The organism is Mesorhizobium sp. M7A.F.Ca.US.006.01.1.1, from assembly GCF_003997935.1.
Classification (GTDB): domain Bacteria; phylum Pseudomonadota; class Alphaproteobacteria; order Rhizobiales; family Rhizobiaceae; genus Mesorhizobium.
Genome location: NZ_RZQL01000195.1, coordinates 1 through 13,784, shown reverse-complemented (window position 1 = coordinate 13,784; position 13,784 = coordinate 1). Strand labels below are relative to the sequence as shown.

General features: G+C 64.0%; 12 protein-coding genes. 10 read left to right on the top strand and 2 right to left on the bottom strand.

Features of this window, described 5'->3' with window-relative positions; genetic code table 11:
- The 4 genes from EN943_RS27270 to EN943_RS27255 all read left to right on the top strand — a co-directional run.
- A partial coding sequence (locus tag EN943_RS27270) for an ATP-binding cassette domain-containing protein (protein WP_164778398.1) occupies nt 1–541 on the top strand: 541 nt, incomplete at its 5' end.
- A 97-nt stretch (nt 542–638) separates the two neighbouring features.
- Nucleotides 639–1,508 carry an ABC transporter permease gene (locus EN943_RS27265; protein ID WP_245475998.1) on the top strand — a complete coding sequence of 290 codons (870 nt, stop codon included), beginning with the start codon at nt 639–641 and terminating at the stop codon, nt 1,506–1,508.
- Nucleotides 1,505–2,443 carry an ABC transporter permease gene (locus tag EN943_RS27260; protein WP_127415362.1) on the top strand — a complete coding sequence of 313 codons (939 nt, stop codon included), beginning with the start codon at nt 1,505–1,507 and terminating at the stop codon, nt 2,441–2,443. The genes EN943_RS27265 and EN943_RS27260 overlap by 4 nt, the downstream gene beginning before the upstream one ends.
- Nucleotides 2,440–3,144 carry a cyclase family protein gene (locus tag EN943_RS27255; RefSeq protein WP_164778397.1) on the top strand — a complete coding sequence of 235 codons (705 nt, stop codon included), beginning with the start codon at nt 2,440–2,442 and terminating at the stop codon, nt 3,142–3,144. Before EN943_RS27260 ends, EN943_RS27255 begins: the two co-directional genes overlap by 4 nt.
- Before the next feature lie 7 nt (nt 3,145–3,151).
- Here the strand turns inward: EN943_RS27255 and EN943_RS27250 are convergent, their stop codons facing one another.
- The gene (locus tag EN943_RS27250) at nt 3,152–4,168 is read right to left on the bottom strand and encodes a Zn-dependent oxidoreductase (RefSeq protein ID WP_127415360.1); all 1,017 of its coding nucleotides are present in this window, start codon (nt 4,166–4,168) and stop codon (nt 3,152–3,154) included.
- Nucleotides 4,169–4,506: 338 nt separating this feature from the next.
- Between EN943_RS27250 and EN943_RS27245 the strand changes: the two genes are divergently transcribed.
- From EN943_RS27245 to EN943_RS27230, 4 genes are all read left to right on the top strand, one after another.
- Nucleotides 4,507–5,937 (top strand): DHA2 family efflux MFS transporter permease subunit, encoded by a 1,431-nt coding sequence (locus tag EN943_RS27245; RefSeq protein ID WP_245475996.1) that lies wholly within the window; start codon nt 4,507–4,509, stop codon nt 5,935–5,937.
- 102 nt (nt 5,938–6,039) lie between these two features.
- On the top strand, nt 6,040–6,696 hold the full coding sequence (locus tag EN943_RS27240; RefSeq protein ID WP_127415358.1) for a GntR family transcriptional regulator: 657 nt from the start codon (nt 6,040–6,042) through the stop codon (nt 6,694–6,696).
- An 81-nt stretch (nt 6,697–6,777) separates the two neighbouring features.
- A complete protein-coding gene (locus EN943_RS27235) occupies nt 6,778–7,566 on the top strand; it encodes a DeoR/GlpR family DNA-binding transcription regulator (protein ID WP_127415357.1) in 789 nt (262 codons plus the stop codon).
- Between the two features lie 82 nt (nt 7,567–7,648).
- The gene (locus tag EN943_RS27230) at nt 7,649–10,108 is read left to right on the top strand and encodes an FAD-dependent oxidoreductase (RefSeq protein ID WP_127415356.1); all 2,460 of its coding nucleotides are present in this window, start codon (nt 7,649–7,651) and stop codon (nt 10,106–10,108) included.
- A gap of 14 nt (nt 10,109–10,122) precedes the next feature.
- Here EN943_RS27230 and EN943_RS27225 read toward each other — a convergent pair whose 3' ends face one another.
- The gene (locus EN943_RS27225) at nt 10,123–10,992 is read right to left on the bottom strand and encodes a LysR substrate-binding domain-containing protein (RefSeq protein ID WP_013533042.1); all 870 of its coding nucleotides are present in this window, start codon (nt 10,990–10,992) and stop codon (nt 10,123–10,125) included.
- A 155-nt stretch (nt 10,993–11,147) separates the two neighbouring features.
- Between EN943_RS27225 and EN943_RS27220 the strand changes: the two genes are divergently transcribed.
- Nucleotides 11,148–12,848, top strand: coding sequence for a Na/Pi cotransporter family protein (locus EN943_RS27220; RefSeq protein ID WP_127415355.1), 1,701 nt, complete (start codon nt 11,148–11,150; stop codon nt 12,846–12,848).
- A 133-nt stretch (nt 12,849–12,981) separates the two neighbouring features.
- On the top strand, nt 12,982–13,784 hold an 803-nt coding region (locus EN943_RS27215; RefSeq protein ID WP_127415354.1), incomplete at its 3' end, for a 2-aminoethylphosphonate--pyruvate transaminase.

Here is a 13,784-nt window from a genome sequence, read left to right as displayed (position 1 = left end):
GTTTTATGCCGCGCGCCGGCAACGCGAGGCCTGGCCGGGTGCCTATGTCGCCGGCGACCGCGGCTCGGAGGGCGTGTTCTCGCTGTGGTCTATCGCCGACAATCTGACCATCCGCAGTCTGAATGCGCTGACGCGGGGCGGCATGATTTCAGGCGCCGCCGCCCGCAAGCTGGCCGAGACCTGGTCGGAGCGGCTCAAGGTCAAGGCGCCTTCGATCGACACGCCGATCCTGTCGCTGTCCGGCGGCAACCAGCAGAAGGTGTTGTTCGCCCGCGCGCTGGCGTCGGATGCCGAGGTGATCTTCCTCGACGACCCGATGCGCGGCGTCGATGTCGGCACCAAGCAGGAGGTCTACTGGCTGATCCGCGCCGAGGCCGAGAACGGACGCTCCTTCGTCTGGTACACGACCGAGCTCGAAGAGCTGACCAATTGCGAGCGCATCTATGTCTTCCGCGAGGGACGCGCCGCCACCAGACTGGAAGGCGAGGCCATCGAGACCGGCCGTATCCTGCAGGCGTCGTTCGGAGGCGAGCATGTCTGACGCGGCTACCCGTGTTCCCGCCCGTTCCTCTTCCAATGCGCGCCTGGCCTTGCTTAACGCCTTGCAGGTCGGCCTGCCGGCGATCGCACTGCTGGTCATGCTCGCCATCATCTTCAGCATTCGCCCGGCAGCGATGAGCTATTTCGGCTTCCACCTTCTGTTCAAGCTCTCGGTGCCGCTGGTCTTTGCTGCGCTGGCGCAGATGATGGTGATCATGCTGGGCGACATCGACCTGTCCAATGGCGCCTTTGTCGGGCTGATCACCTGCGTCACCGCTCTCTATCTCGGGGATGCGCCGGCAATCGCGGCGCTTTGCTACCTGCTCCTGATCGCCGCCTATGCCGGCTTCGGCCTGCTTATCCATTCGCGGCAACTGCCGTCGATCATCGTGACGCTGGGCATGTCCTTCATCTGGCTCGGCATCGCTGTCATCCTGCTGCCGGCACCGGGTGGCTCGGCGCCGGCATGGCTGGCTTCCTTCATGAGTTGGCAGCCGCCTTTGATGCCGCTGTCGATCTGGCTGGCGGCACTGGCGGCGCTCGCCGGCCATCTCGTCATCTCGCGCTCCTCCTATGGCGTGGTGTTGCGCGGCGCCGGCAGCAATCCGCGCGCCGTCGAGCGCGCCGGCTGGTCCGTTATCGGCATCCGCGTCGCTGTCTATGCCGCCGCCGGCCTGCTCGCCTGTCTGGCCGGACTGACGCTGACCGGCCTCACCACATCGGGCGACGCCAATGTCGCGCCGGCCTATACGCTGCTCGGCGTCGGCGCGGTGATCCTCGGCGGCGGCGCCTTCACCGGCGGCGTCGTATCGCCGGTCGGCACGGTGATCGGTGCGCTGACGCTGTCGCTCGCGGGCTCGCTTTTGTCCTTCCTGCAGGTGCCGCCGACGTGGCAGATCGGTGCCCAGGGTGTCATCCTGTTTCTCGTTCTGGCCGGGCGCGTGCTTTTGTCGGAGCGGGCGCGATGACCCGAAGATTGAGCCTCGCCCCGTGGACCTACGGCTTCATCGTGGCGCTCGCAATGTGGGTGGGGACATCAGCCTATTCCGGTATAGGCAGCGCCGGCGCCACGCTCTCGGGCGCGCTCGCGTTCGGCGCTTTCAGCGTCGTGGTGGGAACCGGGCAGATGTTCGTCGTCGCCTCCGGGCCGGGCAATATCGACCTGTCCGTGCCATCCGTGCTGACGCTGGCCGCCTATGTATCGATGATGGTCATGCAAGGGTCCGACGGCATGCTGTTGCCTGGCCTGCTTGCAGCATTTGCCGTCGGCGCCATTGCCGGGGCCGCGAACTTCCTTGCCATCGTCGCGCTCAGGCTGCCGCCGATCATCGCCACGCTCGCCTGGAGCTTCGTCTTCCAGTCGCTTGCCTTCAATCTCGGTGGCCAGGCGACGCTCAAGCCACCGGCCGGCCTTTCCCGCTTCACCGCGTTGAGCCTTGGCGGCGTGCAGATCATGCCGATTGTGGTGATGGTGCTGACGCTGGTCGCCATGGTTGTTCTCAGACGCACGGTCTGGGGCCGGCAATTGCTGGCCACCGGTCAGAGCGAGCCGGCGGCGCGGCTTGCCGGCATCAACGTCGCCCGGGTGCGGCTGACGGCCTATATGCTGTGCGGCACGGCCGCGGCACTTGCCGGCTTCCTGCTTGCCGGCTTCAGCGGCGGTGCCGCGCTCAACATGGGCGACGCTTATCTGATGGAATCGATCGCCGTCGTTGTGCTGGGCGGCACCAGCGTCGCCGGCGGGCAGGCCAACGCGGTCGGCATATGGGGGGCTGCATTGTTCTTCAACCTGATGTCCACCATGCTCAACACCTTTGGCATCCAGGCAGGTGTGCGCTTCCTCCTGACCGGCGCGCTGATCATCCTGATCGTCGCTCTCGTGCCGAGGCCGCGCGTCAGATGACATCCGCCACCGACACCCTCGCCGACCTGTTCGAGACCAAGGCGGTCTGCTTCGTCGACCTGACGCATCCCATGAAGCCGGGCATGCCGGTGTGGCCGACGCATCCTCACTACTGCCAGGAGATGGTGGAATCCTACGATCGCGGCGACGTCGCCTGCAATCACGCGTTGGCCATGAGCGAGCACACCGGCACGCATTTCGACGCGCCGGTCCATTTCGTCCGCGGCGGCGTTGCAATCTCGGACATTCCGGTCGAGCGCTTCTTCGGCCGTATGGTGACGATCGACGCGCGGGACTGCGCGCCCCGGCAGGCCGTCGAGCCGGATGCTATCTTCGCTTTCGAGGCCGAACAGGGCCGCGTACGGCAGGGCGACGCCGTGTTCTTCCATTTCGGCTGGGACCGGCTCTGGGACGATCCGGCTGCGTTTCTCGCTGACTGGCCCGGCCTGTCGCGGCAAGCAAGCGAATTGTTGGTCGAGCGCGGTGCGCGCATCGTCGGCTCGGACTGCCTGTCGGTCGATTGTTTCGGCAGCGAGGATTTCCCGGCGCACAATACGCTGCTTTCAGCCGGCATCCTGATCGGCGAGAATTTCGCCCGGCTTGGCGAATTGCCGCCGCTGTGCTTCCTGATCAGCTTGCCGCTGGCGATCGAAGGCGGCAGCGGATCGCCGCTGCGCGCCATCGCGCTGGTCGAAGGCTAATTCCGGCTCATGAGAAGTCCAACTGGACCTTCAGCGTTCGCTGCGGTTCCTTCTCGATAAGGTCGAAGGCGGCGCGCGCTTCCGTCGCCGCGAAGACCTGCGTGATCATGCCTTGCGGGTCGAGCCGCTTGTCGGCCAGCCATTCGACGACGCGCGGCAACAGCCGGCGGTTCAGGCGCGAGCCGACGATGGTCAGTTCCTTGCGCACCACTTCCTGCTGGCTGAGATTGGATGGGGCATCGGAAAAACCGAGCAGGCCGATGCGGCCCGCCGGGCTGGCCAGCCGGCAAGCCTCGTCAAGAAGTGCGGGAATGCCGGCGCCGTCGATGACCAGAGTGGGGCCAAGACCGTCATTTTCGCCGCGGACAGCGGCCGGCACGGGATCGCGGGCGGAGTGGATCACCCTGTCGGCACCGAAGCGAAGCGCTCGCTCGAGGCGGGCTTCGTCGATATCGGCCACAATGCAGCGTGCGCCCTTGAGCTTGGCGACCTGCAGGACAGTGACGCCGACCGTGCCGGCGCCATAGATCAGCACCGTATCGTCGGGTCCGCAACCGGTACGATCAAGCACATTGGCGGCGATGGAAAACGGCTCGGCCAGTGCCGCCAGCCCAAACGGCATATCTCCTGGAACCGGTATGGCATTTGCCGCAGGCGCCGCGACGAAGGCGCGAAAACCGCCGTCGCGGTGAACGCCCATCACTTCGAGGTTGGCGCAGACATTGGAGCGGCCGACCCGGCAGGGATAGCAGTGGCCGCACGACACCACGGGATCGATCACCACGCGGTCTCCCACCGCTATGCCGGTCACATTGCGTCCGAGCGCGGTTACCGTGCCGGCGAATTCATGGCCGATGATGCGCGGGTAGACGGCGAACGGATTGGAGCCGTGCAGGATGTGAATGTCGGAGCCGCAGATGCCGGCACGGCTGACGTGGACGACGACTTCGCCGGCGCCGGGCTCTGGCATGGTGCCCTGCCGGACTTCCAGCGACCGCGGCGCGCGAACGAGAACTTCAAGCATGGTCTCACCACTTGTATACTAGTCGACCAGTGACTCAACTTCGTTGCGCCGTCAAGCCGCAAGCGCGGGTGGCGGTAGTTTCCCAGGGAGATCGAGCAAGGTCGAATGCGAGGTGACGGCCTGCCGCGACGCTTAATTCGCCGGCGGCGCTCATGGTCAAGATTTGTTGACCTCCACACAACCAGAAATGACTACCGCTTGGCTATTTGTCGGACCATAAGACAGGCCGTGTGATCGGGCCTCGGCTGGCTTGCCGCACGGAAGGCGATCTTGCCTTTGAACGCGGATGCGCCAACTGGGGTAGAGCAGCCGCCTTCATGACGGAATTGGCAATAGAATTGGAACAGCCTCAATTTGCCACCGAGCGCGACCCGAGGCTGAGACTGATTATCCCAATCATCGTCGCCATCGCCTTTCTGATGGAGCAGCTCGATTCCACCATCATCACCACCGCGATCCCCGCCATCGCGCGCAGCCTCGACACGACGCCCGTCAGGCTGAACCTGGCGATCACCACCTACATCCTGACACTGGCCGTATTCATTCCCGTCAGCGGCTGGTTCGCCGACAGGTTCGGCGCACGAAAAGTGTTCGCGCTGGCGCTTTTCACCTTCACCCTCGGCTCGGCGCTGTGCGGCATGGCCAACAGTTTCGGCATGCTGCTGGCGATGCGCGCCCTGCAGGGGCTGGGCGGCGCGATGATGACGCCGGTCGGGCGGCTGATCCTGCTGCGCAGCTTTCCGCGCAGCCGGCTTATCACCGCCATGACCTACACGACCTTGCCCGCCATCATGGGGCCGGTGATCGGGCCGCTGCTCGGCGGCCTGTTGACCACTTACGCGTCATGGCGCTGGATATTCTATGTCAACGTGCCATTCGGTTGTCTCGGCATTCTGGCGGCGTTGCGCTTCGTCGACGATTTCCGCGAGGAAGCGGTGCAGCGCTTCGACTTCGCCGGGTTCCTGATGGTGGGATGCGGAGTCGCGCTGCTGCAGTTCGGGCTGGAAAGCATCGGTAGGCCGATCATCTCTGTTTCGGCGACAGCGTTGGTGTTGGCCGCCGCGATCCTGCTACTGCTCGCCTTCGGGCGCTATGCGCGCCGCGTCGTTGCACCGGCGGTCGATCTGACGCTGTTTCGATTTCGTTCGTTCTGGGTCGGTACGCTGGCTGGCGGCCTGTGCCGCGTTGGCCTCAACGGCGTGCCTTTCCTGTTGCCGCTGATGCTGCAGGTCGGCTTTGGCATGAGCCCGGTCACCTCGGGCTCGCTGACATTCGTCGGCTCCTTCGGCGCCTTGCTCATTCGGCCGCTGCTGTCGCCGCTGTTGCGGCGCTTCGGCTTCAATATCGTGCTGATCGGCAGTGCGGTGGTCGGTTCCGCCGCTGTCGGGGGCTTCGCCTTGATCGAAGCCAATACGCCGCACTGGATGATCGGCCTTTACGTCTTTGTCTTCGGGGTCATCCGGTCGGCGCAGTTCATGACCTCCAACACGCTGTCCTATGCCGATCTGCCGGCCGACAAGCTCAGCCGCGCCACCAGTCTCGGCGGCGTCCTGCAGCAGCTCAGCGTTTCCCTGGGCGTTTCGATCGCCGCCATGGTGCTGGGCCTTGTCGCAGGAGAAACCCACATCGTGACAGCGGAACACTTCCACCAGGTGTTCCTGCTGACCGCGGTCATCCCGCTGCTGTCCATTCCTGGTTTCATGTACCTGCGTGCCGAGGACGGCTTGCAGGTCAGCGGTCACGTTCGATCGGGCAACTCTGGCAAATGATGCCGAGTGTATACGGGCATACGTATATCCATGCGAAGAAGGTTCCTTTAGACTGCAGTCACGGGAAGGGGCCAGCGATTGCGAGGATTTGCAGAAAGCGTGATGCAGGGGCCGCGAACCGTGGCCGAACAGGTCGCCAATGTCCTGCGCGAAGCGATTGCCAGTGGAACCATCAAGGCGGGCACTCCGCTGCGCCAGGATGAATTGGCCGAGCAGTTTGGCTTTAGCCGCATGCCAATCCGTGACGCCCTTCGCCAATTGGAAGCCGAAGGTATCGTTTCCATCCATCCGACAAAAGGCGCGCAGGTCGCCCGGATGGACAGCGCCGAGATCAGTGAAATCTATGCGATGCGCGAATTGCTCGAATGCGAGGCGTTGCGGCTTTCGCTTCCCAATCTCGCCGGCGCGAAGCTCGACGAGGCGGAACAGGTACTCGACCAGATCGACGCGGAGCGCAATGTCGGCCGATGGGGCGCGCTGAACCGTGCCTTTCATCTGGCTCTCTACGACGCCTGCGGCAACCATCGATTGCTTGGCCTGATCGAGGCGCACCACAATGCCGCCGATCGCTACGTCCGCATCCTGCTGTCGAACCTGGACTATCGCAGCCGCTCGCAGACGGAGCATCGCGACCTGCTGGCCGCCTGCCGGCGGCGCGACGGCGACAGGGCCATAAGCATTCTGCGGCAGCATCTTCGCGAGGGAAGCGAGACGCTGGTCAGCGCGATCAGGGAAGATGGCCTGTCGCGAAAACCCTGACGGTGTGGCTCGGGCCCCGGTTGCCTCTGCGCACGATCACTGCCACATATTGCAACATCGATACTCGATTCGAGGATCATCATGTCCCCCGACAGCAGCCTGCCGGCGCGCGCCCTTGCTCCACGTCGCCACGAAGAGATCCTTCGGCGGCTGGGCGCCCAGGGGTCTGTCAGTGTCGCCGAACTGGCCGGGTTCTTCGATGTCTCACGCGAAACCATCCGCCGCGACCTGAAGCTGCTATCGGACAAGGGGCAGCTCGGCATCGTCCATGGCGGCGCCGCCCGCTTCGAGCCGAGCGAACCCGCAATGAGCTTGCGCAGCCATGAAAATGCCGGAGGCAAGGCCGCGATCGGCAGGTTGGCCGCCGGTCTCGTGAAGGACGGCATGGTGGTGTTCCTCGATTCCGGCACCACCACATTGGCCGTCGCACAAGCCATGACCGAACTGCGCGATCTCACCATCTGCACGGCGAGCCTGAAGATCGCGCTTCTGCTGTGCCACGTCTCAGGCATGCGTGTGCATATGCTGGGTGGCGAAGTCGATCCCGGCGAAGAAGCGGCCTCCGGCATCGACATGCTGGAAGCCATGTCGCGCTTTCGCGTCGACATCGCCTTCCTCGGTGGTGGCGCGCTGTCGCCCGACGGCGAGGTCACCGATTTCACCCGCGCCGGCGCCGAACAGCGCAGCCGCATGATCGCGCTTGCCGCCAAAACCTACTTCGTTCTCGACAGCAGCAAGTTCGCAAAGCTGACGCCGCTCCGGGTCCCGAACTTTCAACGCGCCGCCGGCGTAATCGTCGACGCGAAGCCTCAGGCTGACATCGCTGAAGCGCTTGCGCGCAAGGGACTTGAGCTGATGGTTGCACCTTGATGTGATATTTTGTGACATTTTGTGTTGATATTTGGAATCTGCCTGTTATGATCCTGCGCGTGTCAAAACGGCAGGATCTCCCATGGCAAACGAATTCCCCACCCAGGCGCGTGTCGTCATCATCGGCGGCGGTATCATCGGCTGCTCCGTCGCATACCATCTGACGAAGCTCGGCTGGACTGATATCGTTCTGCTCGAGCAAGGCCAGCTCAGCGGCGGCACCACCTGGCACGCCGCCGGCCTTGTCGGGCAGCTGCGCAGTCATGCCAACATGACCAGCCTGATCAAATATTCCACGCAGCTCTACAGCGAGTTGGAAGCCGAGACCGGCCTTGCCACCGGCTGGAAGAATTGCGGTTCGCTGTCGGTGGCGCGCACGGCCGAGCGCATGACGGTGCTAAAGCGCACGGCCGCTTCGGCGCGTGCGCAGGGGGTGGAGATCGACGTCATCTCGCCCAAGGAGGCGGCTGATCTCTGGCCGGTGATGGCGACCGACGATCTGGTCGGCGCCGTCTGGCTGCCCGGAGATGGCAAGGCCAATCCGACCGACCTCACGCAATCTCTGGCCAAGGGCGCGCGCAATGGCGGCGCGAAAATATTCGAGCGGGTCAAGGTCACCGGCATTACGGTGAAAAACGGCGTCGCCTGCGGCGTCGAGACGGACCGTGGCGACATCGCCGCCGAAATCGTCGTCAACTGCGCCGGCCAGTGGGCGCGCAAGGTTGGGCTGATGTGCGGCGTCTCGGTGCCGCTGCATTCCGCCGAGCACATGTACATCGTCACCGGCAGGATCGAGGGCGTGCATCCGGATCTGCCGGTCATGCGCGACCCCGACGGCTTCATCTATTTCAAGGAAGAGGTTGGCGGCCTGGTCATGGGCGGCTTCGAGCCGCACGCCAAGCCATGGGGTATGAACGGCATTCCGGAAAATTTCGAGTTCGCGCTTTTGCCGGACGATTGGGATCAGTTCGAGATCCTGATGGAAAACGCGCTTGTCCGCGTGCCGCAATTGGCTGAGGCCGAGGTCAAGAAATTCTACAACGGTCCCGAGAGCTTCACGCCGGACAATAATTTTCTCCTTGGCGAGGCGCCGGAGCTGAAGAATTTCTATGTCGGCGCCGGCTTCAATTCGATGGGCATCGCCAGCGCCGGCGGTGCGGGCAGGGCGCTGGCCGAATGGATCGTCAACGCCGCGCCGACCATGGATCTATGGCCGGTCGATATCAGGCGTTTCGCCCCCTTCAACAACAATCCGCGCTGGCTGCATGACCGTGTCAAGGAAACGCTCGGCCTGCACTACGCCATGCCGTGGCCGAACCGCGAACTGGATACCGCACGGCCGTTCCGCCGGTCGCCGCTCTACGACCGGCTCGCCGTCAAGGGCGCCTGCTTCGGCTCCAAGATGGGCTGGGAGCGCGCCAACTGGTTCGCGGCACCGGGAGAAAAAGCTGAAAACGACTATGCCTTCGGCCGCCAGAACTGGCACGAGGCGGTTCGCCGCGAAATGAAGGCGACACGCGAAGCCGTCGCCGTCTTCGACCAGACCTCCTTCGCCAAGCTCCTCGTGCAAGGCCGCGATGCCTGCGCCGTGCTCAACTGGATCTGCGCCGGAAATGTCGACGTACCGGTCGGCACGTCTGTTTACACGGGCGTGCTCAATGCACGTGGCGGCTACGAAAGCGATCTCACCGTGATGCGGCTTGGCGCGGAGAAATTCCTCATCGTCACCGGGTCCGCACAGGCGGTCCACGATGCCGACTGGATCGTCAAAAACATTCCGTCCGACGCGCATGCAATCTTGACCGACGTCACCTCGTCCTACGCGGTACTGGCGTTGATGGGGCCGCGGTCACGCGATCTGCTGGGCAAACTCTCCTCGGCCGATCTCTCCAACGCCGGCTTTCCCTTCGCCACCATCCGCGAGATCGATATCGGCTATGCCACCGCCTATGCCAACCGCATGACCTATGTCGGCGAACTGGGCTGGGAACTGATCGTGCCGACCGACTTCGCCGTCGGCGTCTATAAGGCACTGCATGAGGCTGGCAGCGAGTTTGGCCTGATCGATGCCGGTTACTACGCGCTCGACGCCTTGCGCATCGAAAAGGGTTTTCGCGCCTGGGGTCGTGAACTGACGCCAGATATCAGCCCCTGGCAGGCCGGGCTTGGCTTCGCCGTGGCGATGGACAAGCCAGGTGGCTTCATCGGCCGCGACGCGCTGGTTGAGACGAAGCCATCGGCAGCACCCGCGAGACGCGTCGTGCTGTTCACGCTCGATGATGCCGAGCCGATGCTGTGGGGCGGCGAACTGATCCTGCGCGACGGCAAGCCGGTCGGCGAAGTCCGCTCGGCCGCTTACGGCCACACGCTTGGCCGCTCGGTGGCGCTCGGGCTGATCGAGAACGAGGCGGGCGTCGATGCTGCGTTCCTGAGTGGTGGCCGTTTCGAGATCGACCTTGCCGGCGTTCGCCATGCCGCGACAGCACATCTGCGCAGCCCCTACGATCCGAAGTCGGAGCGGGTGAAGGCTGATGTGGTGTAGGTTCGCGCCGCCGCCTAATCCGCCGACATGGACCTTGCCATATCCAGGAAAGCCCGCACCAGTTTGCCGCCGCTGCGTTCACGCAGGCAGATCAGCGCTTCGTCCATCAGGGTCTCGGGAGCATCGATGGTGATCGGCACCAGCCGCGAATCCTGGCCGAATTCGGCCGCCGAGACAAAGCCGATGCCGGCGCCCGAGGCGACGATCTCGCGGACGGCTTCGCGGCCCTCGGCTTCGATCGCCGGCCTCAATTCGATTTTCGAGGCGGCTGCGAGATCTTCGAGTTTCTGACGCGTCTTCGAGCCGCGCTCGCGCATGACCAGCGATTCCTGCGCGAGTTGCTTGAGTGTGAGCGACTTTTTCGCGGCCAGCGGGTGGTCGACGGATGCAAACGCGATGATCGGCGTCGAGTTGAGTTTCAGCACCTCGAAATCGCGCCCGGTCGGCACCTCGCCCAGCACGCCGATGTCGGCATCGTAGCTGTAGAGGCTGCTGATCACCGTCTCGGTGTTGCCGGCGCGCACCGAAACCTGCACGCCGGGGTAGCGGGCCCGGAAGCTGCCGAGAATGTGAAGCAGATGATGTGCGGCGTCGGCGACGATGCGCAGCGTGCCGGAACGCAGGGCGCGGGACTCCGTCAGGAGCTCGAGCGCCTGCTGCTCGGTATCGAACATGCGGTGGGTTATTTCGAGCAATTTCTGGCCCGAATGGGTCAGCGTGACCTGCTTCTTGTTCCGGTTGAACAGCAGCACGTCATACTCTTCCTCGAGCTTGCGCACCTGGTCCGAGATCGCCGGCTGGGTCAGGAAGAGCGCCTCGGCGGCGCGTGAAAAGCCACCGCAGATGGCCACTTGGTGAAAGGCTCGCAACTGGACGTAGCGCATCTTCCGTGCCTCCGACACTTCTGAAATCGCCGACATCCTATCATAAGGGCCGCTTAGGAAAAGATCGAAAGGAACGATTTGACTTATGTTTTGCCGACCCTCAGCCTGAGCATGGGTCGACATCCCTGCCGGCCGTTGGCACCGGAGGCGTCGCCATGCAATTTTCCATCATCCTGCTGCATCTGGCGGGTGCGGTCATGTTGCTGCTCTGGGCCGTGCACATGGTGCGCACGGGTGTCGAGCAGGCCTGCGGCCCCGCTTTGCGTGATGCCCTGAGGCAAGCCCGGGGTGAGCGGATCAAGTCGGCTGGCGTCGGCACCCTGCTTGCCGTGCTGCTGCAGAGCTCGACCGCCGTCGCCATCCTGGCGGCCGGGTTTGCGGCCAGCGGCATGGTTTCGGTGTCATCAGGGCTGGCGATCCTGCTGGGCGCCGATCTCGGTTCCGCCCTGGTCGTGCAGGTGCTGTCGTTCGATCTCAGCTGGCTGGTGCCGGCACTGGTCCTGGTTGGCGGTGCGATGGCCCTGAAGTTCGAGGTGGCTGGCATCAGGCAAAGCGGGCGAATCCTGATGGGGATCGCCTTCGTCCTGTTGTCGCTGCATATGATCGGCGAGGCGACCGCACCGATGCGGCAGAGCACGTTGCTGCCACTGGTGATTTCCTATCTGCGCACGGACTATTTCACCGCCTTTGCCGCAGCTGCCCTGTTCACATGGCTGATCCACTCCAGCGTCGCTGCGATACTGCTGTTCGTCACGCTTGCCGCGCAAGGCGTCTTGCCGGCCGAAGTCGGTCTGTTCTTCATTCTTGGCGCCAATTGCGGCGGCGCGCTGATCGCGGTCTGGCTGACGCGCGGCGAAGCCGTCGAGGCGCGCCGGATCCCGCTCGGCAATCTGATCTTTCGCGGCACGGCGGCGCTGGCGGCTTTGTTCGCGCTTCAGGCCGTGACCTTCCCCGCGCATCTGTTCGGCGCAACCGAAGGCCGCCAGCTGGTCAACCTGCACCTTGCCTTCAATCTGGTGCTGGTCATCTGCTGCTTGCCGTTCACCGGCATGATGGAGCGGCTGGTCGCCTTGCTGATCGCAGACAGGCCGGTGGCAAAAGCCGAGGAGGGTGGAGACTTGATGTCGCGCCGCACCAGCGCGCTCGACCGCTCCGTCATGCGCACACCCGGTCTTGCGCTAGCCAGTGCGACCCGCGAGTTGCTGCGCATGGGCGAAGTCGTCGAGGTGATGCTGCGCCCGGTGATGGATTTCTTCGACGCCGGCACCGCCGACCAGATACGCCAGGCCCAAAAACTCGATGAGGAGGTCAACCGCGCCCATACCGAGATCAAGCTCTACATTGCCGAAGTCAATCGCGGAAGCATGAGCGCGGCCGAGGCGCAGCGCGGCATCGAGCTCACCGACTTCGCCATCAATCTCGAACGCGCCGGCGACATCGTCGCCAAGAACCTGCTCGTGCTCACCCAGGAATTGCGCGACAAGAACCTGCGCTTCTCACGCGACGGCTGGAGCGAACTGGCCGGGCTTCACAACCGTGTTATGGCCAACATGCAGCTTGCACTCAATGTGCTGGTGTCGAGCGATCTCGATTCGGCGCGGCAACTCGTGGTCGAGAAGGAGCGGATGCGCAGACTGGAACGCACGAGCCACGACCGTCACCTCAAGCGGCTGCAATCGGGAATGCCGCAGAGCATCGACACCAGCGACATCCACCTGGAGGCCGTGCGGGCGCTGAAGGAAATCAATTCGCTGATGGCCTCGGTCGCTTATCCCTTGCTGACGCAGAGCGGTGATCTGCTCGAAAGCCGGCTGGCGAGAGGGGCAGCGGAAGTGAGGGCTCCTGCACTGGCCTGAGGATTTCCGCTGGCGAGCCGGTCCTTAGGATTATCACTAGAATCGATACATCAATACAAAATAACGATTTTACAAATAGATCATTCAGGCCAAGAATAAGGCCACATCGAACGCAGATCGAGCGGAGGACAACATGCTCGCCGAGACGAAATTTGCCGCGGAGCCGCTGGCCAGCCCGGCGCTGGGCGAGCCGTATCTTCTGACCCCGGGGCCGCTCACCACGGCCTATTCGGTCAAGCAGGCGATGTTGCGCGACTGGGGATCGTGGGACGGCGACTTCCGCGCCATGACATCGGATATGCGTCGCCGACTGCTGGCGCTGACCGGGGACAGGAACGATGAGTTCGACTGCGTGCCGATGCAAGGCAGCGGTTCCTTCTGCGTCGAAGCGATGCTGGGTTCGTTCGTGCCCAGGGACGGCAAGGTTCTTGTGCTGGCCAACGGCGCCTACGGCCTGCGCGCCGCGCAGACCATGCAGTATCTCGGCCGCGCCTATACGCTGATCGACAAGGGCGACTATCTGCCCCCGCGCGGCGACGAGGTGGCGGCGGCCCTCGCGGCCGACCCGGATATCACCCATGTCATCGCCATCCATTGCGAGACCAGCTCCGGCATCCTCAACCCGGTCGCCGAGATTGCGCAAGCCGTCCATGCCAAGGGTCGCAAGCTGCTGGTCGATTCCATGAGCGCGTTCGGCGCCGTAGCGCTCGACGTCAACGAAATCCGCTATGAGGCGATGGTCTCGTCCGCCAACAAGTGCATCGAGGGCGTTCCGGGCTTTGGCTTCATCATCGCCCGCAAGAGCGAGCTGGAGGCCGCTAAAGGCAGGAGCCATTCGCTGTCGCTCGATGTCCACGCCCAGTGGGCGCACCTCAACAAAACCGGCCAGTGGCGCTACACGCCGCCGACGCATGTCGTCGCTGCCTTCCTCGAAGC

Bases quoted from the DNA above. Each gene is read 5' to 3' on its own strand.
- EN943_RS27265 (WP_245475998.1), top strand. From the start codon at position 639: ATGCTCGCCATCATCTTCAGCATTCGCCCGGCAGCGATGAGCTATTTC.
- EN943_RS27260 (WP_127415362.1), top strand. From the start codon at position 1,505: ATGACCCGAAGATTGAGCCTCGCCCCGTGGACCTACGGCTTCATCGTG.
- EN943_RS27255 (WP_164778397.1), top strand. From the start codon at position 2,440: ATGACATCCGCCACCGACACCCTCGCCGACCTGTTCGAGACCAAGGCG.
- EN943_RS27250 (WP_127415360.1), bottom strand. From the start codon at position 4,168: ATGCTTGAAGTTCTCGTTCGCGCGCCGCGGTCGCTGGAAGTCCGGCAG.
- EN943_RS27240 (WP_127415358.1), top strand. From the start codon at position 6,040: ATGCAGGGGCCGCGAACCGTGGCCGAACAGGTCGCCAATGTCCTGCGC.
- EN943_RS27235 (WP_127415357.1), top strand. From the start codon at position 6,778: ATGTCCCCCGACAGCAGCCTGCCGGCGCGCGCCCTTGCTCCACGTCGC.
- EN943_RS27230 (WP_127415356.1), top strand. From the start codon at position 7,649: ATGGCAAACGAATTCCCCACCCAGGCGCGTGTCGTCATCATCGGCGGC.
- EN943_RS27225 (WP_013533042.1), bottom strand. From the start codon at position 10,992: ATGCGCTACGTCCAGTTGCGAGCCTTTCACCAAGTGGCCATCTGCGGT.
- EN943_RS27220 (WP_127415355.1), top strand. From the start codon at position 11,148: ATGCAATTTTCCATCATCCTGCTGCATCTGGCGGGTGCGGTCATGTTG.